General features: G+C 47.2%; 19 protein-coding genes and 2 pseudogenes. 10 read left to right on the forward strand and 11 right to left on the reverse strand.

The genetic code is table 11. The features are described from left to right. Positions 1–123: 123 nt before the first annotated feature. Together thiD and AAX04_RS04570 are read right to left on the reverse strand one after the other, a co-directional pair. Complete coding sequence (gene thiD / locus AAX04_RS04565; RefSeq protein WP_066794671.1) at positions 124–1,434, reverse strand: bifunctional hydroxymethylpyrimidine kinase/phosphomethylpyrimidine kinase; 1,311 nt, start codon at positions 1,432–1,434, stop codon at positions 124–126. Positions 1,435–1,593: 159 nt separating this feature from the next. Then, positions 1,594–2,037: pseudogene (locus AAX04_RS04570) on the reverse strand (IS200/IS605 family accessory protein TnpB-related protein); the annotation flags it as partial. Positions 2,038–2,412: 375 nt separating this feature from the next. Here AAX04_RS04570 and speD point away from each other — a divergent pair. Continuing rightward, complete coding sequence (gene speD, locus AAX04_RS04575) at positions 2,413–2,817, forward strand: adenosylmethionine decarboxylase (protein ID WP_066794677.1); 405 nt, start codon at positions 2,413–2,415, stop codon at positions 2,815–2,817. 181 nt (positions 2,818–2,998) lie between these two features. Here the strand turns inward: speD and AAX04_RS04580 are convergent, their stop codons facing one another. Together AAX04_RS04580 and AAX04_RS04585 are read right to left on the reverse strand one after the other, a co-directional pair. Beyond that, a complete protein-coding gene (locus tag AAX04_RS04580) occupies positions 2,999–3,892 on the reverse strand; it encodes a Gfo/Idh/MocA family protein (RefSeq protein ID WP_066794683.1) in 894 nt (297 codons plus the stop codon). Positions 3,893–3,935: 43 nt separating this feature from the next. Next, positions 3,936–4,640 (reverse strand): 30S ribosomal protein S3, encoded by a 705-nt coding sequence (locus tag AAX04_RS04585; RefSeq protein WP_066794688.1) that lies wholly within the window; start codon positions 4,638–4,640, stop codon positions 3,936–3,938. A 96-nt stretch (positions 4,641–4,736) separates the two neighbouring features. On the opposite strand from AAX04_RS04585, the gene AAX04_RS04590 reads away from it, so the two are divergent. From AAX04_RS04590 to AAX04_RS04615, 6 genes are all read left to right on the forward strand, one after another. Beyond that, positions 4,737–5,849, forward strand: coding sequence for a DUF4129 domain-containing protein (locus tag AAX04_RS04590; RefSeq protein WP_066794691.1), 1,113 nt, complete (start codon positions 4,737–4,739; stop codon positions 5,847–5,849). Beyond that, a complete protein-coding gene (locus AAX04_RS04595) occupies positions 5,842–6,933 on the forward strand; it encodes a hypothetical protein (RefSeq protein WP_066794694.1) in 1,092 nt (363 codons plus the stop codon). Before AAX04_RS04590 ends, AAX04_RS04595 begins: the two co-directional genes overlap by 8 nt. A gap of 102 nt (positions 6,934–7,035) precedes the next feature. Beyond that, positions 7,036–7,980, forward strand: a complete 945-nt coding sequence (locus AAX04_RS04600; protein WP_066794697.1) for a MoxR family ATPase — start codon at positions 7,036–7,038, stop codon at positions 7,978–7,980. A gap of 5 nt (positions 7,981–7,985) precedes the next feature. Then, positions 7,986–9,272 (forward strand): DUF58 domain-containing protein, encoded by a 1,287-nt coding sequence (locus tag AAX04_RS04605; protein ID WP_066794774.1) that lies wholly within the window; start codon positions 7,986–7,988, stop codon positions 9,270–9,272. Further along, on the forward strand, positions 9,269–9,844 hold the full coding sequence (locus tag AAX04_RS04610) for a hypothetical protein (protein WP_066794700.1): 576 nt from the start codon (positions 9,269–9,271) through the stop codon (positions 9,842–9,844). Before AAX04_RS04605 ends, AAX04_RS04610 begins: the two co-directional genes overlap by 4 nt. A gap of 120 nt (positions 9,845–9,964) precedes the next feature. After that, positions 9,965–10,672, forward strand: coding sequence for a hypothetical protein (locus tag AAX04_RS04615; RefSeq protein WP_066794702.1), 708 nt, complete (start codon positions 9,965–9,967; stop codon positions 10,670–10,672). 19 nt (positions 10,673–10,691) lie between these two features. Here AAX04_RS04615 and AAX04_RS04620 read toward each other — a convergent pair whose 3' ends face one another. Both AAX04_RS04620 and AAX04_RS04625 read right to left on the reverse strand, forming a co-directional pair. After that, the gene (locus AAX04_RS04620; protein ID WP_066794705.1) at positions 10,692–11,009 is read right to left on the reverse strand and encodes a zinc-binding dehydrogenase; all 318 of its coding nucleotides are present in this window, start codon (positions 11,007–11,009) and stop codon (positions 10,692–10,694) included. Positions 11,010–11,318: 309 nt separating this feature from the next. After that, positions 11,319–11,900 (reverse strand): annotated as a pseudogene (locus AAX04_RS04625) (alcohol dehydrogenase catalytic domain-containing protein); the annotation flags it as partial. Positions 11,901–12,057: 157 nt separating this feature from the next. On the opposite strand from AAX04_RS04625, the gene AAX04_RS04630 reads away from it, so the two are divergent. Together AAX04_RS04630 and AAX04_RS04635 are read left to right on the forward strand one after the other, a co-directional pair. Next, on the forward strand, positions 12,058–12,870 hold the full coding sequence (locus AAX04_RS04630) for an NAD(+)/NADH kinase (RefSeq protein WP_066794776.1): 813 nt from the start codon (positions 12,058–12,060) through the stop codon (positions 12,868–12,870). Beyond that, complete coding sequence (locus AAX04_RS04635) at positions 12,789–13,229, forward strand: hypothetical protein (RefSeq protein WP_084761202.1); 441 nt, start codon at positions 12,789–12,791, stop codon at positions 13,227–13,229. Before AAX04_RS04630 ends, AAX04_RS04635 begins: the two co-directional genes overlap by 82 nt. A gap of 25 nt (positions 13,230–13,254) precedes the next feature. Here AAX04_RS04635 and AAX04_RS04640 read toward each other — a convergent pair whose 3' ends face one another. After that, positions 13,255–15,735 (reverse strand): STT3 domain-containing protein, encoded by a 2,481-nt coding sequence (locus AAX04_RS04640; RefSeq protein ID WP_066794708.1) that lies wholly within the window; start codon positions 15,733–15,735, stop codon positions 13,255–13,257. 457 nt (positions 15,736–16,192) lie between these two features. On the opposite strand from AAX04_RS04640, the gene AAX04_RS04645 reads away from it, so the two are divergent. Next, positions 16,193–17,686 (forward strand): carboxypeptidase M32, encoded by a 1,494-nt coding sequence (locus tag AAX04_RS04645; RefSeq protein ID WP_066794711.1) that lies wholly within the window; start codon positions 16,193–16,195, stop codon positions 17,684–17,686. Here the strand turns inward: AAX04_RS04645 and cobB are convergent. From cobB to AAX04_RS04665, 4 genes are all read right to left on the reverse strand, one after another. Then, on the reverse strand, positions 17,683–18,465 hold the full coding sequence (cobB, locus tag AAX04_RS04650) for an NAD-dependent protein deacetylase (RefSeq protein WP_066794714.1): 783 nt from the start codon (positions 18,463–18,465) through the stop codon (positions 17,683–17,685). The two genes, AAX04_RS04645 and cobB, sit on opposite strands and share 4 nt — an antisense overlap. A gap of 116 nt (positions 18,466–18,581) precedes the next feature. Continuing rightward, entirely contained in the window at positions 18,582–19,745 is a 1,164-nt protein-coding gene (locus AAX04_RS04655) for a glycosyltransferase family 4 protein (RefSeq protein ID WP_066794717.1), read from the reverse strand. Beyond that, positions 19,742–20,320, reverse strand: coding sequence for a glycosyltransferase family 4 protein (locus tag AAX04_RS04660; protein ID WP_066794720.1), 579 nt, complete (start codon positions 20,318–20,320; stop codon positions 19,742–19,744). The genes AAX04_RS04655 and AAX04_RS04660 overlap by 4 nt, the downstream gene beginning before the upstream one ends. Positions 20,321–20,442: 122 nt before the next feature. Continuing rightward, the gene (locus AAX04_RS04665; RefSeq protein WP_066794723.1) at positions 20,443–20,898 is read right to left on the reverse strand and encodes an Hsp20/alpha crystallin family protein; all 456 of its coding nucleotides are present in this window, start codon (positions 20,896–20,898) and stop codon (positions 20,443–20,445) included. Positions 20,899–20,910: the final 12 nt, after the last annotated feature.

Below are 20,910 nucleotides of genomic sequence, written 5' to 3' on the forward strand. Positions count from 1 at the left end.
CCACTGTGTTGACTATACCTAAGGTTTAATAAAATTACCAAAGATCCATCAATGAGGTCCCACATCATCAGTATGTTAAGGGTTTTTAATGGCCCTTGCGAAGCCTAGCCGGTATGTGAATCCTCAACCGAGTAACAGGTTAACCTTATCAACCACTGATGCCACTGACTTGCCAAGTATCACAAGGTCATTGAGGCTTTTTACGTGAATAGCCTCAGGTACCTTACCTAAAGCCTTAGTGGCGTTTTCAAGCGCATTACTAATCTGCGTGGTCTCATCACCAATGCCCTCATATTCGTATGTACTCAGCTTGACCCTAGCCTTAGCCGTGACATTACTTAAGCCACTTACCACTGCCAATGCCCTCAGCCCCAGTTGCTTAGTAAAGGCACCTAAACCATACCTAACCAGTTTACCACTGTTACTGTGGCGTATACTGTTAATTGGTAGACCCATTTCAATACCCTTCCAGGTAACTGTAATTATGCCACTGGGGCTAGCCATATATGGTTGAGGTAGTGCAACCGCGATACCACCATTATCCTGCGGATCTGCTAATTCATGAACCTTCCCTGCGATTGAGCTTAGCACCATGCCTAAGTCATTTAGCGCATCATATGTATAGGCCTTCACCTCAATCCATGACATGGGGTTTACTGGCCCATGTCCATGGCCTAGTGGTAGGGAGTACTGGATTGCCATTGTTATCAGTTCCTTAGCCTGCCTAATGGCATCCCAAGCATCCATGCCCTTAGCTAACCCAGCCGTTATGGCTGCAGAGAAGCTGCACCCTGTTCCATGAGTATTCCTGGTGTTTATCCTAGGGGCCCTTAATTCCCTGAATTCACCTGTATCTCTGAAGTAAACTAGGTCAACGCTTTCAGGGCCACCTATATGGCCACCTTTAACTATGACAATCTCAGGGTGAAGCTCCTCCGCTATTCTTCTCGCTGCTTCCCTGGCATCATCAAGGTTTCTGATTTTAACCCCAGAGAGGTGCTCTGCCTCAGGTGCATTCGGTGTCACAACCTTAGCCAGTGGGATTATGACCCTCTTCAGGGTTTCCATGGCCTCGGGTCGCATTAAAGGATCCCCACTCTTAGCGTACATTACTGGGTCAACAATCAGTGGGAAACCCCATTTCTTAACTGCATGAGCAACGGCGTCCATTATGGAGGAGCTGCTTAACATCCCCGTCTTAGCCGCGTCGACACCAATATCCTCGGCAACGGTGTCAATCTGCGTCTCGACTATGGATGGGTCAACCTCCTGAACAGCCCTAACACCCATGGTATTTTGCGCAGTGACAGCGGTTAACGCCACCATTCCATAAACCCCCATTACATGGAATGTCTTCAAATCGGCGGTTATACCAGCCCCACCACCCGAGTCAAGGCCAGCAATGGTTAGTGCCTTAGGTATCCTCGCTGTCATGTGTAACCAGTCCTCGCAGTACCTAATAAACACTACTATGGGTAATCCATAACCTACTTATTGATCAGCAGTTCCAGCATTAATCACCACTCATGCAAATGCCTCCTCATCACTTACAATAAGCATTACCGCTTGATTAATATAAGTTTCCGTTTGTCCCTACACTCTCATCGAGTGTAGGGACCTGGACCCCAGCCACCTACCGAGTTTTATGGTGGGTGAGTCATGAGTCCCCGTCGAGCCCAACGGCATGGGGCTCCCATCTCCAGCTCTTCTCCTTAAGTTGTATAGTGAAACCACGTCCCTATGCCGCTTCTCTTCCCCCTTCTCGTAGACACCAACCCTTGGGGCATTGCCCCCATCAGGTTGGTAGATGATTCTTGCCCCGTGAATTGGACAGATAGTAGATGTATGAGATGGATTAACCAAAATCACTGGGACACCGTATTCCCTAGCCTTCTCCATGATGGCTCTTTTCATTGAAGCGAAAGCAGCACGATAGATTCTCAGCCTAAGTTGCTTATCCTTTACATCCTTAATCATGCGCTCCGGCGTCCATTTAGGTAAATTCTCCAGGACTATGGTGTTCCTGGTTTCAATAGCCCACATCGGCGTGAGGAGGGCCCGCCTTTGATGCGGGCTACTGAATACTGATAAAGCTTGATTTTATAAACCCATTGCCGTGAAGCCCACATAGTGGGGATTAATCAAATAAATGCGTAAAGAATATAAAAAAGATTTCCATTAATGTGAAAAAGTTTCTCCAATTAGCCGATTAATGAGACAGTGCCTGGCGTCTCATTAATTTTAAAACTTAGCTATATAGTCACTCGTGCTAGTGATTATTAACCCCTATAAATTTAACCATGCATAAACTAGAACATAATAAATTGATACATTGAATATATATTAATGAAGTTAAGGGTGGGAAATGTTTAAAAATAGGCTCACCACTTGACTCATCGGGCAATTGGAAAAATGCTGCAACAGCAGGAGGGTCCAATCCCACGATCAGGGGTTGGGGAAGAGGGTGTGGTTGGTTGGCACGTGTTCGGTGAGGTATGGGGTGTTAAAGATGATCTACTCCAAGATGAACAATACCTTAAGAACCTGGTTATTAAAGCCGCTGAGGTTGCCAACATGCACTTGGTTGATGTTAAAGTCTGGCGTTTCGGTGGTGGGGATAAGGGTGGGGTATCGGTCATTGCACTGGTGCTTGAGTCCCACATAGCCATACACACCTGGCCGGCTTACAACTACGCGACAATAGATGTATACACCTGTGGCAAGCATTCAAGACCTTGGGATGCATTCGATTACATAATAAGGCAACTTAAGCCTAAAACATTCACGAAGAACATTGTTGATAGAAGTAGCGGATAATCCTTCACCATTTAGGTTCACAATCAAATTAAACCCTTTCAATTTTATTCATTACTCCCTTCTTAAACCTCATTCATTCTCACTGCACATTCACAGGGTGGACCGTGAAGCTAACGGTAATGTGGATTAGCTGGTAAGGGAAACCAAGATACCAGTGATGTTACTCATTCAGTGGGAGTGTTTAAAGTGCAACTAATGCTATTCCCCTTTGGGCGGCTTCAATTATCCTCAGGCACTTGATGTGGTCCAGGAGTGTTGAGAAGGGCTTAGCCTTACCCATGACAGCCTCTATGAAGTTCCTGTCCTCGAGGTATATGGGCTCCTCACGTTGCTCCACACGCTTAACTTCCCCATTATTGTAGACCACGTGATTAACTAAATCAGCTACAACCAGTGAACCAGGACTAATGTAAACATGAACCCTCATTTTACCTGAGTTAACCCACTTAGACCTGATGCCCACTGATACCCCATCTAGGTCGAGTAATATGCTTGAATCATACGTGTTAATCACTGTCCTTGATACCACGGCCTTAATGGGCTTGGTCACCATCAACGCCAGGTCTAAGTCATGGATGGCAAGGTCATAGATAACTCCCACGTATTGGGTGGGGTTCTGTGGTACCGGGCCTACCCTAACCATTGATATTGCAATTGGTTCCTTAACCATGTTGATGGCTTCACTGATCGTCTCATTAAACCTCTCAACCATGGCAGGGATTACTAGGTTGCCTGACTTCTTCGCCTCATTAAGTAGATTAATGGCTTCACTCAACGTGACCGTGGCCGGCTTCTCAACCAGTAGATGTGACTTACCAACCAGCTTGAAGGCTACTTCATAATGCGTATTAGTTGGTGTTGCTATTACCGTGGCCTCGGGGTGCCTGATCAATGCAGCGTCGATACTGTCAAAGGTCTCATCAGCACCCATTGACCTAGCCTCACTTAGCCTTGATGGGTCAGCGTCAACTGCGGTAATCTCATCGACAAGTCCTTCACTCCTTAACCTAACTAGGTTCTTCAAGTGTATTGAACCAATCCTACCGACCCCAATTAAGGCGACCTTAACACCCACTTGGCTGCACCGGGAGGGGGGTGGGTAGTGTTTAATTAAAGTGTTATTGCTGCTGGCTGTTAGACCCCTCCTCAGGCTTTTCAGACTCCTGCTTAACCTCCGCCTCAACCTGCTTGACCTGCACCTCCTCCGGTGATTTAATGGTGAACCTATCACTTAGCCTAACCTCTGGTGGTATGACCTTAACCCTGACTGAATATATGCCGGGTTTAAGCAGCACTGGTATAACGGCCTCCTGAACCTTTTCAAGTGAGTCCTGGCCTGACTTAACCATTATCCCCATGCTGTACTTCTCAAACCTTGAACGTTCAGTGGTTAACTTACCACTAATGATTATCTCGGCGCCTTGGACATTGGCCTCCTGGAGTTGCCTGAGGGCTATTATAGCCGCCCTCCTAAACCTAATGCCCTTAGCCATGGCATCGGCTATCCTAAGGGCAACGAGCCTGGCGTTGTACTCTGGGTGTGGCTCCTGTATGACATCAATCACTACGTTATCTAAGTTAAACTTAGACTTTAATATGTCGGCCAATGCTTTAACTTGCTGCCCCTTCCTACCGATTATTCTATTCTTCCTCTCAGCTATTACAATGACCCTGGTGCCCAATGTAGTCCTCTGTATAATGGAATCAACATACCTATTCCTGGTTAGGGCTATGTTGAGGTACTCCTTAATCATCCACTTCCTCTTATTCTCATCAATAATCCTCTTATACATCGGCAACCTCCTCTGCTGCGCACTGGCCATTAGCCCCATATGCACCTAGGCTTTTTTAAACTTTGTGAACAACGCCGTATGCGGCAGGGGAAAGGTTAATATAGCCGATTTCGGTTTTACGCAAGCATGAGGAGGGACGCCGTGATCATACTGGTCATTGGATTGATTTCACTGTGGCTTCTAACATCATCAATAAGGGTCGTGACGTTACCCATAACCCCCAGTTCACAAGGTGGTGGCGGTGGCTCAGGGGCACCAACCATAAGCCCACCCCTGATTAACATAACCATACCCCACAGTAAAGGCCCCATGATCAAGCTACCCAATTTAACATTACCGTCAGTACCAATACCAGTAATTAGTATTGAGCTGCCTATACCCAACATAACTAGGAGGGTGGCCATGATTAATGTAACACAGCCGCATCCACCGCAGCAAGGCGGCATTAACGGTACTGGGCATGGTAGCGGGATGGGAAGCGGGGGTAAGGCTACCCAGCAGGTGGCTACTGTACCGCAGTTACCAATCACAGCTGTACTAGCTGCCTTGGTAATAATCATAGTTGCCTCATCGATTTTCGCAGTCTTAACAACAAGAGGTAAGGGGCCTAAGGTTAATGAAACTGAGGGAGATGCTGGAGACGTGGCTAAACTGTTCATGCAGCCAACAGCCCCGGTTAGGGGGGTTACTGAAAGGTACGTGGAGCCTAATATTGAGTTACTGCCCAATGAGAGAATTAACTCACTAAGTGGCTGGGGTGGTGGAAACCTACTAAGGGTGGGTATACCACCTGACCTGCCGCTGATATGGGGTGTTAATGAGCCCCTTAAGTACGAGGTTAAGGACGACGTTGTGGTTAAGGCCAGTTCAGGGCTGTTAATTAACAATGGCCAGATCACCGCACCCAGGGAGGGTTGTTATGAGGTTACTGGTGAGTCCAGTGAGGGTTCGGAACACCTAAACATCAGGTTCACTGACTACTCAAAGGACTTGGAGAGGCTATTTAGGCTCAACATGGTGGTTGACCTAAAGAATTCCAGTAGCATGACTCCTAGGGAATTGGTAAATAAGCTGATTAATGATGGTGTAATTAGGAATAGGGCTGAGGCCATTAAAATGACCAGGATATTTGAAGGAGCCTACTACGGTAAGAGGAGCATTGGTAGGGCTGATTATGAGGCATTCATTAGGGCGTTGGGCAAATCCCACACAAACCCAAGGGTGATAACCTGTGGTTAATGGGGTAAGGGTTCCGTTGGTTAGGTACATCACCTACTACGTAATATTAATAGTAGTGACTGCGCTACTTATCCTACTAACCCCAGTGGGCTTTTACATACTTTTCATACTGTCAATACCCATAGCCGCCTCATTAGCCATCACCCTTGCTAACGAGGTAAGGGCCTCGAAGGGTAGGCCATGGTTCATGGGAAGACAGGTAAATGACGCCGCATACATAGTGTTAACATTATTGATGGCACTTGGCGCATTCCTCATTACACCCATTTATGATGCCAGGATTGCCCTAGCCTCACTACTACTCTTAGCATCAGCAGTCATGATTAATAGGCTTGGTTCAAGTTACTCATTAACCAATGTTAATGTCGGCGAGTTCCTCAGGAAGATGGCGGTTGCTGTGGCACTCTTCTCATTGGCCTCGCTATTTGGGTTGGCCTACAGGCCACTCACATACCCCTTTGCAATTTCAGCCTTAGCGGCCTTGGCGCTTTCATTCACCGCATTAATTAATGCGCAACCAGGTAGGGGTATTGGTAACGCAGTCCTTTACCTTAAGGATTCTTATGGTGGCATTGTAGCCGCCTTCTTCGGCCTTGGCCTATTCTACATGGCACTAGCCATACCTAAGCCGCCGGCCTACAACATATACATACTCGCCGTATCAATAGTATTGACACTAGTGCTTGTGACTTACATAAGCTATAGGGCCTACACAGTCGCCTCAAGTGATGTTGAGAAGATGGCTGAGGAGGTTTACGAGGCCCATAGGCGTGAGGTTAAGGTCATTCAGGTACCTGAGCTTAAGTACTTCAATGAGGCTGTTGATGAGTTCGTTAAGTATGGCCGTAAGGATAAGCTCCTAACCTACCTGGCATACATGATGGCCAGCGGGGGATTTGAATACAACGAGGTTCTTGAAGTCTTAGCCGAGTTGATCGATTACCAGTACTCACCCAACAAGCTATACGATAGGTTCAGCATTGAGGAAGAGATTACTAGGAGGATTAACATGGTTAACAATGTACTAAACATGATGGCTCAGTATGAGGAGGATAAGGTTCATTCAGGCTATGGCCGGGTATAGTAGCGCCCTCGGCACCGCCTTCCTATCGGTAAATTAACTTTAGGATGACGTGACATTATCACCATGGAAATATGTTTATTAGGCGCACTGCACGCTAAGGCTATGGATTTAAATACAGCCTCTGAGAGGGCAAGGAGTATTATTGACGAGGTCTTGAAGTTTTACGTTGGCGACATCGAGGCTGTCTCTAAGATCATAGCCTCAATATTAGCCGGGGGCCATGTGCTTATTGAAGATTACCCAGGGATAGGTAAGACCTTTCTGGCTAAGCTGGTGGCTAGGTTACTTGGCCTTGAGTTCCGTAGGATCCAGTTCACCCCAGACCTCCTACCAAGCGACATAGTAGGTACTAAGGTTTGGAGACAGGATAAAGGTTACTTTGAGACTGTTAAGGGTCCCATATTCGCAAACCTCATACTTGCAGATGAGATTAATAGGGCTCCGCCCAAGACCCAGGCTGGTTTACTTGAGGCTATGGAGGAGGGACAGGTGACTATTGAGGGTGATACACTTAAACTTCCTCAACCATTCATAGTGATAGCCACCCAAAATCCCATTGAACTGGAGGGCACATACCCACTCCCGGAGGCACAGCTTGACAGATTCATGATTAGGATTAGTTTAGGCTACCCTGATGATGAAATTGGGCTTCTAAAGAGGAGGATTACCTGGCGTACTGATGACCCCACAATATACGTTAAGCCTGTGACCAATGCCGGTGAACTCCTTGAAATTAGGCAATTCCTGGAATCCTCAGTAACCGTTAGTGACGAGTTACTGGGCTACATATCAAGCTTCAGGGTGATAAGGAAGGACCCAAGGGTCCTGGCAGGCCCAAGTCCAAGGGGGATAATATCACTGATGAGGATGAGTAAGGCCATGGCCCTACTTGAAGGTAGGGACTACGTAATCCCTGATGATGTTAAGCGTGTAGCCGCTGATGTACTCGGCCACAGGGTTGTGTTAAAGCCTGAGGTAACCCTAGAGGGCGTTAGGGGTGAGTCCGTTGTGGCTGAGTACGTCAGCAAGTTGCCTGTACCCAAGTGAGGTATATGGTTAAGGAGTCGGCGAAAACAGTCATACTACTGACCACACTATCAATGGTTACGGCAGCGGTTGCCCTACTATCAACCGTTAAGCCGCTTGTAATCGGGGTTGCCTTACCCATGATATTAGTCTCCCTGGCGTTAATGATAGACAGTGGGCCTAGGGTTAATGTAGAGTTGGCTGTAATGCCCAGTAGGATTTACGTTAATGACGAGGTTGAGGTTAAGGTTAAGGTGAAGGTAATGGGTGGTTACGGCATAATGACGCTTAGGCTACCACCAAGACCAGGTAGCCCTGAGTCGGAGAGCTTTGAGTTAACCAGCGGTAAGAATGTTCACATAGTGTTTAAGGGTCCCCGTGACGTTGAGAAGAGCTTCACTTATAGGCTTAGGGCTGTTAGGAGGGGGCGTTATGAATTAAGGGGCGTGGATTACGTCTACCACGACCTATTCGGCTTAAGGCAACCCATTGAGGGCTACGTTGATGTGTCAGCCCAGGTTGAGGTTATGCCTAAGGTTAAGTTAATAACCAGAGCCACGGGTATAATTAAGCCTAGGGAGGTTTTCCCAAGGTCACCCCCATCCAGGCTTGGGCCATTCTCCACGGAATTCAGGTCCGTGAGGGAGTATGCTCCAGGTGACCCATACAGGTTCATAAACTGGAAGGCAACGGCCAGGTCCCCGAATGGCGAATTAATGGTTAATGAGTATGAACGTGAGGGTTTAAGGACAGTCCTATTCATACTGGATACAGGTAGGTGGATGCGGTATGGTACCTGGGAGGAGAACCCACTGGAGTACGGCATACTCATAGTGCTGTCATTGTCTAGGCTACTGCTTAGGTATAATTACAACGTGGGCCTATGGACAGCTGTGGGTAAGGTTTACCCGAGCTCAGGAATGGGCCATTACTACAAGATTCAAAGGGCCCTGATAGGCGTTGAGGCTAGGCCAAGCGCCTACTTAAATGACCCATCCCTAATGGTCATGGTTAACGAAACGAGGCCCATTGTGGTTATGGTAACCAGCATCACCAGTGACAACATTAACTGGCTAGTTGGGTTCCTAAAGTCAATACCAACCTACGGGCTTTTACTGGACATAATACCACACAGCATGATAATGAGGAGGAGCCTACCTGAAATAGGATGTGCCAAGGTGCTTGCGCTGGATAGGGCTAGGTTGCATAGGTTAATCCCATCCAGGTTTAGGGTTCTTCCATGGGACCCTGTTTGTGATGGTATCGGGCCGATTACGGTTAAGGTGCTGTCCAGTATAGGGTGGAGCGTATGAGAGCTCAACTAGGCTTACTATCCATCGCACTACCACTGATCCCATACATCGTGGTATTCATGTATGGTGACCCAGCCGCTAGGGTTACTTCACTCGCCTTCATGGGGCTCTCTCTCATCACCGGGATATTGGGTATGTTTAGGGGAAATCCATTAATCGAGCCATTAATAACGGTCATATTCATGTCACTTATATTGGCGCTATCTAGCGGGTACCTAGTGTACGTAACCCACGTGTATGTACTTTACGTTAACCCCATGGGATTAACAACCCTGGGATACTCCATAGGGTTCGTTGAACTGGCTGTTGTTGTATCAATGATGCTGAGAATGTACAATAGGTTGTACAGCGAATTGGTCAGTAAGGGCTACAGTGAGGAGGAGGTTAAAGGTGAGTTAAGTGAGTATGTTAAGCACATGTTGATGATGTCCTCAATCGCATTTGTGGCGTCAATACTAGTGTACCTTGCCTTCAGCCTAACTACGGTGAGTTTCCTAGACCCAATAACAGCGTTGGTAATATTCCTGGTTATTTACGTAGTACTAATGAGGTATACGGTAAGAGTGCAGTAAAGCCCGACTATTGATCAACCAATTTCACCCAGAGGTTAAGCATTATTAATATTCATGCAGCCGCACCTGAAGGCAGGTGCCCTCCTAAAGTTTAAAAGAGACTAAGAAACCTAAACTTCAATGCAGAAACTAGACTTGAATGAATTACTCTACCCAATCAGGGCTGCCGTAACCTTAGCAATACCCGACCTATTAGCCATAATAGCCGCCTCAGTGGTACTGGGCATGTTAACCAGTATATATGTTGGGGTTAGTTCGGTGGACTTCATGGCGATGATTGCGTACGCCGCTATACTAATATCCACTGACCTATGGCCCTCATTGATAATATCACTAACCTACGTGCCGGTGGTAATACTGCTTTACAGGGGTTTCAGGGATCTTAACGCTGTAATTGGCTTAAGGTGGGGTAGGGTTGGTTCATTAATAATAATTGTGGCCTACCTGCTTTGGGTTTTAAACTCAATTATCGTGACTGTAACGCAGCTAAGCCTTAAACCCATTGACATATTAGCACGGTTATCATCAATCATCAGTAGCGTTAAGCTTGGATCCGTGTTAGTGGTTACACCAATCTACGTTTCAATAATAATGGCCATTGCCATGCTCCTTGGCGTAGTGGGCATACTAATGTGCCTGTACTCGCTGATCAAGGTTGGTGATTTAACCGGTAAGAGGAGCACCATTAAGAAGGCTGCTGTGACTGTAACCACTAGCATCGCCCTGGGTGTAATACCAATATTGGGCGTGGTCCTGCTGTTGATAGGGTTATACCTGGTTCTAAATGGACTTAAGGTTACTTCCCAAGGCAAGGTTAGGGGTGGTTAAGGTTAAAGCCACGGTGATGTTAAGGCACGAGGACTTGCCTGGCCGTAACCCTGCTGTACCTTAAGTTATCAAGCGCTTCATTAGCCTCCTCAAGCCTCATAACCTTAGTGACCAGGGGCTTCACCTTGCCACTATCCGCAAGCCTCATGACGCTTATGAAGTCATTCAAGTTACCAGTTAAGCTACCCATTATCTGAATCTCCCTCTGGGTAATGTAGGGGGCGTGGTAAATCAAGTCACCGCCATATAGGCCAAGTATGACGTATCTACCCATCTTATCCAGCGCATCAATGTAGGTTTTAAGGGTTTCATTAGAACCCACGGTGTCAACAACCACATTAGCCCCCTACCCTCCGTAATCTTCCTTATTTCATCAACAGCGTTAACCCTACCGTCAACCACATAGTCGGCGCCAGCCCTCTCAATTTCCTTAAGTGCCTCATCTCTAACATCAACACCAATGACATGAACGGCAAGTCTCGCCCTTTAGGGCGGAGTCGTCCCACTACGTGGGTCTCACGGAGATAGGTTTATAAAACCCAGCACTGCCAAGGTATCCAGTAACCCCGCAATAGGCGGGGTAACCATCGAGACCCCCAGAGTGAAACCCCACCCATCAAGGCAGGAAGGGGGTCATAACTGCACCCATAACTTTAGCTATCTGCACGGCCATGGTACCTAACCCACCGCCAGCCCCAACCACAACAACGTACTCAGATGGCTTAACCTGGGCCTTCCTCACTAGGGCCCTGTAGGGTGTTAGACCGGCACAGGGCAGTGGTGATGCCTCAACTGGGTTAAGGTTCCTTAACCTGTAGAGGTACCTGTAGTGGGGTATTAGCACGTACTCTGCGAAGCCGCCGTCGACGTTTTCACCAATCTTAATTGGGTGCTCGCATAACTGCTCCTCACCAATCCTGCAGTAGTGGCATGTCCCATCCCCAATCCATGGATCAACAGCAACCTTATCACCCTCCTTAAACCCCACGACACCCTCGCCCACGGCGGCCACTGAACCTGCTATTTCATGGCCTGGGGTTACTGGTATTCTTAAGCCGAGGGCCTTAACATCAATCCTACCAAACCTACCATCAACGAAGTGAACAACACTATGGCAAACACCAGCCCCCTCAACCTTAACCAGCACCTCAGGGCCCCTAGGTCTTGGTATGGGCACCTCTTGAAGTTGAAGAGGCTTACCGAATTCAACAAGCCTCATTGCACGCATGTAGTCGGCCATATTTAAAACCGCGGCCGGATTTTTTTAAACATTCCCACTATCCGCATTGACCTAAACGCACCAGTAAGCGCAATTGAGAGATCTGCATGTTAAGTTTACTTAAACCTTATAAGGTTTAAGGCCGGTTACGGCATTAGTGTTTAAAATGAGGATCGGCATCTTCATTGGGGTAGCATACGGTGAGGATGCCATTAGGCAATTCATAGGTAGATTAATCTCCCTCACCCAGGGTATTCAATGGTTAGCCATAGGGGATTCAATGCTTAACACGGAGTTTAACCTTGAGAACTTGGGTAAGGGCAAGGATGTTGATATGGTCATGGTCTTCGGTGGCGATGGGTCATTACTTAAGTTCATACACACCTACCCGGAGTTGATAGGTAAACCAATACTTCACGTTGGAGCCGGTAGGATAAACTTCCTAAGCGAGGTCCTTGTAACAGAGGACCCAGCTAAGCTGCTTAGGGTTTTTAATGGCGAGTACTACATTGATGAGAGGGATCTCCTATCAGCATCATTCAATGGCTCAAGTTGCTTCGCCCTGAACGAAGTTGTGGTTAGGAGTATTGACCCTGGGCGTATGGTTACGTTAAGCATAGTTGAGGAATCTGGGGAGGAGATAATGAGTGGCAGGATGGATGGGTTAATAGTGGCAACCCCAACCGGCTCCACGGCCTATAGCCTAGCGCTAGGTGGGCCTGTGGTTGATTATAGGGTTAAGTCTAAGTTGATAGTACCAATGGCGCCATTCTCAAGAACACTGGTTCCAATAGTTCACCCATACGACGTTAAGGTTAAGATTGTCTCAATGGATGCGGTGCACGTAATCTGTGATGGATTTATAAAGGGCAAGGCCACGAATATGCTGGTAGGACCATGGCTAGGGAAGGTAAGGTTAGTGAGGATAAGAAGGGTGGCGATGTACGAGAAACTAAGGACAAGATTACTAAGGCTTTGATAATAGACTCCAGTGGACTATTCCACATAAGGAACGCCTACGCCATAACTGAAATGGCCTCGATGGGCTATAGGCTTGTTACAACCAGCCTAGTGGTTAACGAGGTTAAGGATACTAGATCCCAGGCCCTGTTGGGCATACTGAACATGGAGGTTATCGACATTGATGCAGATCACATTAAGCAAGTAAAGTTGGAGAACTCCGGGTTAAGTGATACTGATGCATCAATAGTTGCCCTGGCCCTGGACCTGGCTTCCCAGGGTATTGAGGTCGCCGTTGTCACCGACGATGTTGGGCTCATAAAGGCATTGAGGAGGAGAATCAGGGGTATTAGGATAATTACTGTTAACGTTAAGTAAAATGCTGAGGAATGATTAATGACACCTACTGTTTGTTAAGTATAGAGTAGTTGATTTTGTACACAAGGACCCATCCATTAGGCCTCGAAACGTAAACCAACTGGAAGCCTGGGGGTGGGCTTATCCAATTGCCGTAGAACCAGGTGTAGTAAAGCTCATTCAAAAGTGTGGTGTTGGTACCAACGAATGGAGGTGGTACCAACTGTTGACCTAGTATAGGCTGGAATGTCATTATTAAGTGTATGGATGATGAGGAAGAGGATGATGACTGGGAGTAGGTGGGCCAGGTGTTGAATAGCCACAACGGTAATGTGAATGGGGTCGCCGTTGTCATTGATCTCAACTGAACCAGGCACTGATCAACGTCTAGAGAGTAGGCTGGGGCCTCAAGGTCAAATAGGAGGCGGTAAAGCGTAGTGTTCGTCAACGGAACGTAGAGGTTAAGCGTGTTAACTCCACCACTAGGTGTGCTGTAAACTATCTCAGCGGCGCTCAGAATGTGGGTATTCGTGTATTCAGGTGAATTACCTGAGATTGTGCTCATCCAGTAGCTTTTAACGAAATCCCCACCGGTGGGGTATTCTGGGTAAAGACCACAGAGGGCCACGTAACTCTGCGACGAGCCACCTATGCTAAGCGCCGACATGGGTGAGGGAACCGTTATGGGGAATGCCATGTAGGGCATGAAGACGACGACGTAATTAGCCCCAACGCTGTGCAACAATTCAAGGGCCTTAGTAACGTTAGTGGTGGTGAAGGCTGAGGCTATCAGCGCTATTTGAGTACCGTTAACCGTTGAGTTATCGGCTAGGCTAGTCCTATTACCCATTATAGCCAGCCAGTAACCGTAATCCCACCAGGAGGCTAAAACCGAGGCCTTCGGTGTATTGTACTGGATCCAGTATAATGCATCCAACCAGTCACTTGACGGTATCGCTGGCTGCGTTGTGGATACTATCTGCTGCGGAGCAGCCGCTATCGGTATACCAGCCTGGGCGATCACCATGATTGAAATTGCGAATAGGGCCGCAACAATAGCCATGGTCAACAGCCCAACAGCGTCAACGCCACGCCTAGACACAAACCTGGTGACTAAGTAGAGCCCATAGGCCGCCACAGGCAGCCAGGCGAACATGAGCATGGTTAACCAAGCCTCACTGGAGGCGAAGTACACCGACGAGACTGAGGTTACCGATAGCAGTAGGCCAGCGGCATCCACGGTGGACAATGCGTAGGTTAACCCAATAACCTCAAAGGGCAGCGTATAGCCCGTCGTCGCCAGAAGTTGATGCGCCGTTGAGGGGGAATGCTCAGCAACGCTCTGCACCAGGGCACTGCGGGCCGTTGGGAACAAGGCCGCTAAATACTTGCCACCTGGTATATGTACTAAGACGGGTACGCCGGATAGGGCTAAGGCTATTATTACGGCCACGAAAATCACCGCTGCGGCTATAATGTACTTGGATGCGGTCACCAGTTTACGCATGCCAAACCTCTCAAGCAGGACAACCACTATGGCCACCAAGGCCAGTATCATGGCTAGGGTTCCCAATGCACCAAGCCCAAGCACCGCATGTAACCTGTACCTGGGGGTCATGGCTAAGAAGGCTGCAAAGCCCAGGTATGTCAAGATGTAGGTACCCAATGCATTAACTGGATCCACCGAGAAGCCATCCGTAACGTGGAGCGGTATCACCTTACCCCTATATAGCCTGTAGAGCACATATATCGATAGCAGTATTGCATATGCACCATAGGCGTTCACGAGGAATGTGAATGAACCCCAGTACCACACGGTTAAGCCATTAACTATGGCCGCCAGGACTGCGTAAGGTATCCAATTCCTCTGCCTAAGGGCCTCTATGAACAGTGCCATACCGAGTGGAGCTATGAACTGGAACAATGTGGCATCTGCATACCAACTCGCCTCCCCCCTTTGAAGGAATATTAATGAGAAGGCGGCCATAACGGCTGTCAGCAAGCCAACGTACCTGCCTCCAAACCTTGAACCCAGGTAGTACATTGATAACACCGATAGTGCATTCACTATGCCCGGCATGTAGACTGCTATTGAGAGGAGTGTTAGGTCTAGGTGGAGCTTCCTAACCAGTATATCGTAAAGTATCAACCCGGTGAATGATACACCTGGGGATAGTGTCGTAGCCCAGTTAATACCCCATGGGTACCAGAATTGATTATTAATGTATAAGTGCCCATTAGTTAAACCACCGCTTAACCACCATTCTATACCCTTAATAACCCCCATCTTCAACATGAACTCAGTTAAGTAGTACCTAATGTAGGGGTCAAACTCATTAATGTAACTACCCCATAGGTACGCTGGGTAAAGCCTAGTGTAAAGCCCAGCAGCGAACACAGCGGCTAGTGATGCCAGTAATCCGAACCATTGAGTGAACCTTAACTCAGCGAACTCAGACTCACTGATGGTGAACCTAGCCTTAGTTGGCTTAGCAGTGCCCTTTCTGCCTCCCCCAGCTTTAGCCATGGCGACGGTTTAGGCATTATTGTTAATAAAGATTTCCCAAACGATAACCATTCACTGCTCAAGACACACAACACATTAAGCGACTTCGCTTTAGTGTTAGAAGAGGGATCTCACCTCTTGGGTTAGCCCAAAAATCTACGTGAACCATGCCTTGAAGACTGAGGATGAGCAAGACTAGCAGTCAATGAGACGTGTCCACCACTGCATACAGGTGCGGCACTAGAATCTCAATTCTACGAGGAGACACTAGTAATGAGACTGAGCCCTAGAGAACGTAAATCTCATTAACTAAGGCGAGAAACCACTGGCATCTAATAGCATAGAACCTTTAACATATCATGCACATTACCGACATTACCCTCTTAAGTTAAGAAAACGGCTGAACATCGTCAAGGACGACGACATAAGGATTTTATTAGTGCAATACTTAATAATTCTTAGCGTAGGGGTTGTTTTTATGCTGAATATAAGTAATGGTAAGGTGAAGGAGATTCTAAAGAAGTATGAGCCCATCTGGGCGATTGACCATGCATTGTCATTAATGGGCTGGGACCTAGAGACCTATATGCCGAGGAGTGGTGTTGAATACAGAGGTTTCGCCACATCGCAGCTAATGTTAATGAGACAGAGGCTAATGCTTGAGCTGGAGGGCCTAGTTAACGGGGTGAGCGAGGATGGATTAAATGACTATGAGAGAGGCATTTTACGCGTGATTAGACACGAGCTGAAATTCTACACTAAGGTTCCACCAAGCCTAATAGAGGAGTTGAGTAAAACAACAACTAGGGCATCCGTGGTTTGGAGGGAGGCTAAATCCAAGGGTGACTTCAACATGTTTAAGCCTCACCTGGCTAAAATCATAGACTTAACAAGGCAGGTGGCTGATAAGCTAGGCTACAGTGGCCACCCATATAATGCATTACTTGATTTATACGAGGAGAACTTAACCGTTAATGACCTTGACCCCCTCTTCAATAAGTTAATTAGTGGGATTAAGGGTATTCTTAACAGGGTTGATAGAGACACGTACCCCACTGCACATGAACTAGAGGGGGTTAAGTACGACGTTGATGAGATGAGAGTCGTTAATGAGGAGGTGGCCTTTAACATACTTAATATGCCTAGGGAGAGGTTCAGGATAGATACCTCAGCTCACCCATTCACAGTGGGTATGGCTCCGGGTGATGTTAGGATAACGACTAGGTATGAGGGGGTTGACTTCAAGTCAACGCTGTTCTCAGTTATTCACGAATCTGGGCACGCCTTGTATGAGCTGCAGATAGACGAGTCACTGGCCTACACACCACTAGCTAGGGGGGCGTCGACCGGTATACATGAGTCTCAGTCAAGGTTTTTGGAGAACATAATAGGTAGGAGTAGGTACTTCGTTAAGCTAATATACCCACTGTTGAAGTCTAGGTTAAGCTTCCTTAGTAAGTTCAGTGAGGAGGATGTGTACAGCTACTTCAATACTGTTAAGCCAAGCCTAATAAGGGTTGATGCGGATGAGGTCACGTACAACCTACACATAGCGGTTAGATATGAGCTTGAAAAGAAGATGATTGAGGGTTCGGTAGAGGTGAGTGAACTTCCCGAGACCTGGAACACCCTAATGGACAATTACCTTGGTGTTAGGCCTAGAAATGACAGTGAGGGTGTGCTTCAGGACATTCACTGGAGCCAAGGGTCAATAGGCTACTTCCCGACCTACACGCTCGGCAATGTTGTGGCAGCAATGGTACTGGATAGGATTAATAAGGAACTTGACTTCAAGAACCTCATTGAGCACGGCCACCTGGATCCGATAAAGGACTGGTTAAGGGATAGGATACACAGATGGGGTGCCGTCTATGAGCCGAAGGTGCTTTTAAGGAAGAACCTTGGAGATGAATATAACCCAGACCCCTTACTCACATACCTCGAGAGTAAGTACGTTAAAAACACATATTAAGCACCAACTCCAGCGCCACCTAGAATCAACTTCACCTGGCTTAGGATCTGCTCAAGAGCCTCCGATGCCTTACAGTGCATCACGACATCGGCGTAGTCATCATAGTCGGTGGGCTCTAGGTTCACCAGAATCATGACACCTCCATGCTGCTTAACCACCAGCGGCACGTATGCGGCTGGGTAAATTGATAGTGATGAGCCGACGACCAGCACGGCATCGCTTATTGAAGCCAATTCAAGGGCCTTACTAATCTCGCTAACCGGCTCCCCGAAGAGGACTACGTTGGGCCTAAGGATTCCGCCACACCTTGGGCATCTTGGTGGGTTCTCCCCAGACTCATATTTGCTTAACGCGAGTTCAAATGGGTAAGATGAGTTACACCTTATGCAGTAGACCGTCTTATAATTACCGTGAAGTTCAATAATATTAACTGACCCGGCTAACCTATGTAGGTCATCAATGTTCTGGGTTATGACGTACTTAATAACGCCGAGTCTTTCAAGTTCGGCTAATGCTAAGTGCGCCTTATTAGGCTTAGCTGAGCTCAGAACCCTAAATCTCTCTATGTAGAAATCCCAGAATCCACGGGGATCTGAATTAAGGTAATCTATTGACGCTAACGCTGGGTTAAATCTCTTCCAAAGGCCCTGAGGACCCCTGAAGTCAGGTATGCCACTCTCGGTACTAATGCCAGCGCCCGTAAAGGCTATTGCGTGTCCACTGTTCACTAATGCCTTAGCTGCCCTCTTAGCACCGGTTAAACATTCCCCATTGCTCATTTACCCTAAGTGCGTATTAGCGGATTTAAATGTTATTCATCCGACGTAGGGTCGATTATTAACCCATGCTTAATTAGGTGGCTCACAACGTCTATGATTTACGGCGTATGCCTGACTCACCAGTTAACCCTTACCCTCTCCTCTAATGTAGCCTTATAGACCTCGTAAGTTTTCCTGGCTATTATGTCCCAGGTGTAACCCTTGGTCACGGTTTCCCTTGCCCTCTCCCCAAGTCTCTTAGCCAGCCCCTCATCCTTAAGCACCATTTCAGCGTAGTAGGCTATTTCATCAGGGTTATCTGGGTTGGCTAGTATGCCGTTGTCCATGTGCTTAACGAAGTCCGTTGGCCCACCCCTATTGGTTGCTATTAATGGCTTGCCCAGGGCCATTGCCTCAAGCGAACTTATACCGAAGGGCTCATACCTACTCGGTAGTATGACTAGGTTGGAGTGGTATATCACACTGTAGAGCTCGTCATCACTTACCCTACCGGTGAAGTATACCTTACTTCCCAAGCCCAGTTGGTTGACCAGGTTAACTAGGTATTCCCTCATTGGCCCATCACCAATTATAACTAGCTTAACGTTACCTAACCTTGCCAGCAACTTGGCGAACGCCCTAATAACTGAGTCAGGGCCCTTCTCGTAGACTAACCTACCGTAGAAGACTATGAGTAATTCCCAGGGGAGGGCGTAGTTTGAGCGTTCATACTTAGGTTTAAAGTTCAGTAGACTTTTATCCACACCGTTGGGTATCATTATTATTTTATCGCTGGGTACCCCTAAGACCGATTTAACTTCATCAACCATGAGTCTACTGCACACTATAACCTTCCAAGCCTCGTATGCTAGTAGCCACTCCCACTCATGAATGTGCCTTGACTCAAGGCTGTGTAACCCACCTCTTCTCCCATACTCAGTGGCGTGTATGGTCGCTATGAGGGGTACCTTAAACCTATGCTTAAGTACGATGCCGGCTGGTGCCGTTAACCAGTCGTGTACATGCACCAGGTCTACGTCACCTATGTGGCTTAACTCAGTGGCCATGAAAATGTTGAAGGAGTGGACCCAGGATGAGAAGTCAGGTACCCTGACCTTAAATGCATCAACCAAGTGCACACTAACCCCATCATCACTCATGTGCGAGTCCTCGTACCCTATCGTAGCCACATCAACACTCACCCCCAGCTTCACTAACTCGTGCGTTATGTGGTAAACATGCCTACCTAAACCTCCGACTATGTGTGGTGGGTACTCCCAGGATAAGTGTAAAACCCTCACTCAGCAATCACCCTGCCCAACTCCTCGATTGACGGTACGTAGGTGGCCTTCACATTGTACTTATTCTTAAGGTTATCCACCGTGCCTTGCCTTACTGCGTAAACCCCATCGCATTGCCTAAAAATCCAACCCTCAATGCTTGCTATGGATGAGGCCATTACGTCATTCCAAGGATCACCACGTTCATACTCTGTTGAAAGCACCACGCAATTAATGCTGGAACCCATGCAGCATGGCTGCGTTGACTTGGCCAGTAACCCCATTATGCAACCACCCCACTCAAAGCAGACGATTTCGTCGAATTTGCCATCGACGCTGTACCTCATGTTAGCTACGACTTGCATTGATGAGCTAAGCCCATAGGATACCACGTTTGGGTAATCCTTAATGGGTATGTTAATACCTATGACCTTAACGCCGCTGTAGTTTGGGGGATTGGCATTACCTGGAACCACTATGGTTACGTCATGTCCAAGGGCTCTAAGGACTGATGACAGTGAAAGTACCAGGTACTGGAGATCAGTTAGCTGTAAACCAATCCTTGGGTATTCCCATGAGAAACCTATGATGCGCATTCATCGGCTAAATTCATAACCCTTTTTAAAGTTTAAACATGTAGATACTTTCCCTTTAAAAGCAAGAATTATTATAATTATGATTTTTAATAATTATTAAAAATGCATTAAAGAAGCCGCTATTATTCAATAGTAACTTCAGTTGTATTATAACCAGGTAGTTTGGTTAGGTTGACTTGAAGTACACCATCCTTATAATACGCCTTAACATCATCAAGCCTGATGTTGAATGGGAATTCAACCCTTCTACGCAGTTTATAATTCCCAAGTCTCTCAAGCAACATCGGTTTACCCGCGGTTACGTATGTAGTTGGCTCAGTGGTGATTTCAACGTAATTAATACCAACCCTTAACTTAATCTGCTCCTTACGTACACCCGGTATGTCGAAGAGTATTATCACCTTGTCACCATCCTCGTAAACATCAGCGGGTGGTTCCCTATCAATATCCTTACTGCCTGTGATAACAAGGTGGCTTATTATTCTTCTAAGGGACCTCTCCAACTCCGTGATCTCCCTGCCTATATTGACTTGGCTGTTTAAGGCACTCTGCTCCTCCTTAACTATCTGAACCTCCATATATGGTTATTT

This window comes from Caldivirga sp. MU80 (genome assembly GCF_001663375.1).
Classification (GTDB): domain Archaea; phylum Thermoproteota; class Thermoprotei; order Thermoproteales; family Thermocladiaceae; genus Caldivirga.

Bases quoted from the DNA above. Each gene is read 5' to 3' on its own strand.
- AAX04_RS04615 (WP_066794702.1), top strand. From the start codon at position 9,965: ATGCAGAAACTAGACTTGAATGAATTACTCTACCCAATCAGGGCTGCC.
- thiD (WP_066794671.1), bottom strand. From the start codon at position 1,434: ATGACAGCGAGGATACCTAAGGCACTAACCATTGCTGGCCTTGACTCG.
- AAX04_RS04590 (WP_066794691.1), top strand. From the start codon at position 4,737: ATGAGGAGGGACGCCGTGATCATACTGGTCATTGGATTGATTTCACTG.
- speD (WP_066794677.1), top strand. From the start codon at position 2,413: ATGCTGCAACAGCAGGAGGGTCCAATCCCACGATCAGGGGTTGGGGAA.
- AAX04_RS04610 (WP_066794700.1), top strand. From the start codon at position 9,269: ATGAGAGCTCAACTAGGCTTACTATCCATCGCACTACCACTGATCCCA.
- AAX04_RS04645 (WP_066794711.1), top strand. From the start codon at position 16,193: ATGCTGAATATAAGTAATGGTAAGGTGAAGGAGATTCTAAAGAAGTAT.
- AAX04_RS04640 (WP_066794708.1), bottom strand. From the start codon at position 15,735: ATGGCTAAAGCTGGGGGAGGCAGAAAGGGCACTGCTAAGCCAACTAAG.
- cobB (WP_066794714.1), bottom strand. From the start codon at position 18,465: ATGAGCAATGGGGAATGTTTAACCGGTGCTAAGAGGGCAGCTAAGGCA.
- AAX04_RS04605 (WP_066794774.1), top strand. From the start codon at position 7,986: ATGGTTAAGGAGTCGGCGAAAACAGTCATACTACTGACCACACTATCA.
- AAX04_RS04660 (WP_066794720.1), bottom strand. From the start codon at position 20,320: ATGCGCATCATAGGTTTCTCATGGGAATACCCAAGGATTGGTTTACAG.
- AAX04_RS04600 (WP_066794697.1), top strand. From the start codon at position 7,036: ATGGATTTAAATACAGCCTCTGAGAGGGCAAGGAGTATTATTGACGAG.
- AAX04_RS04630 (WP_066794776.1), top strand. From the start codon at position 12,058: ATGAGGATCGGCATCTTCATTGGGGTAGCATACGGTGAGGATGCCATT.
- AAX04_RS04635 (WP_084761202.1), top strand. From the start codon at position 12,789: ATGGCTAGGGAAGGTAAGGTTAGTGAGGATAAGAAGGGTGGCGATGTA.
- AAX04_RS04665 (WP_066794723.1), bottom strand. From the start codon at position 20,898: ATGGAGGTTCAGATAGTTAAGGAGGAGCAGAGTGCCTTAAACAGCCAA.
- AAX04_RS04585 (WP_066794688.1), bottom strand. From the start codon at position 4,640: ATGGCCAGTGCGCAGCAGAGGAGGTTGCCGATGTATAAGAGGATTATT.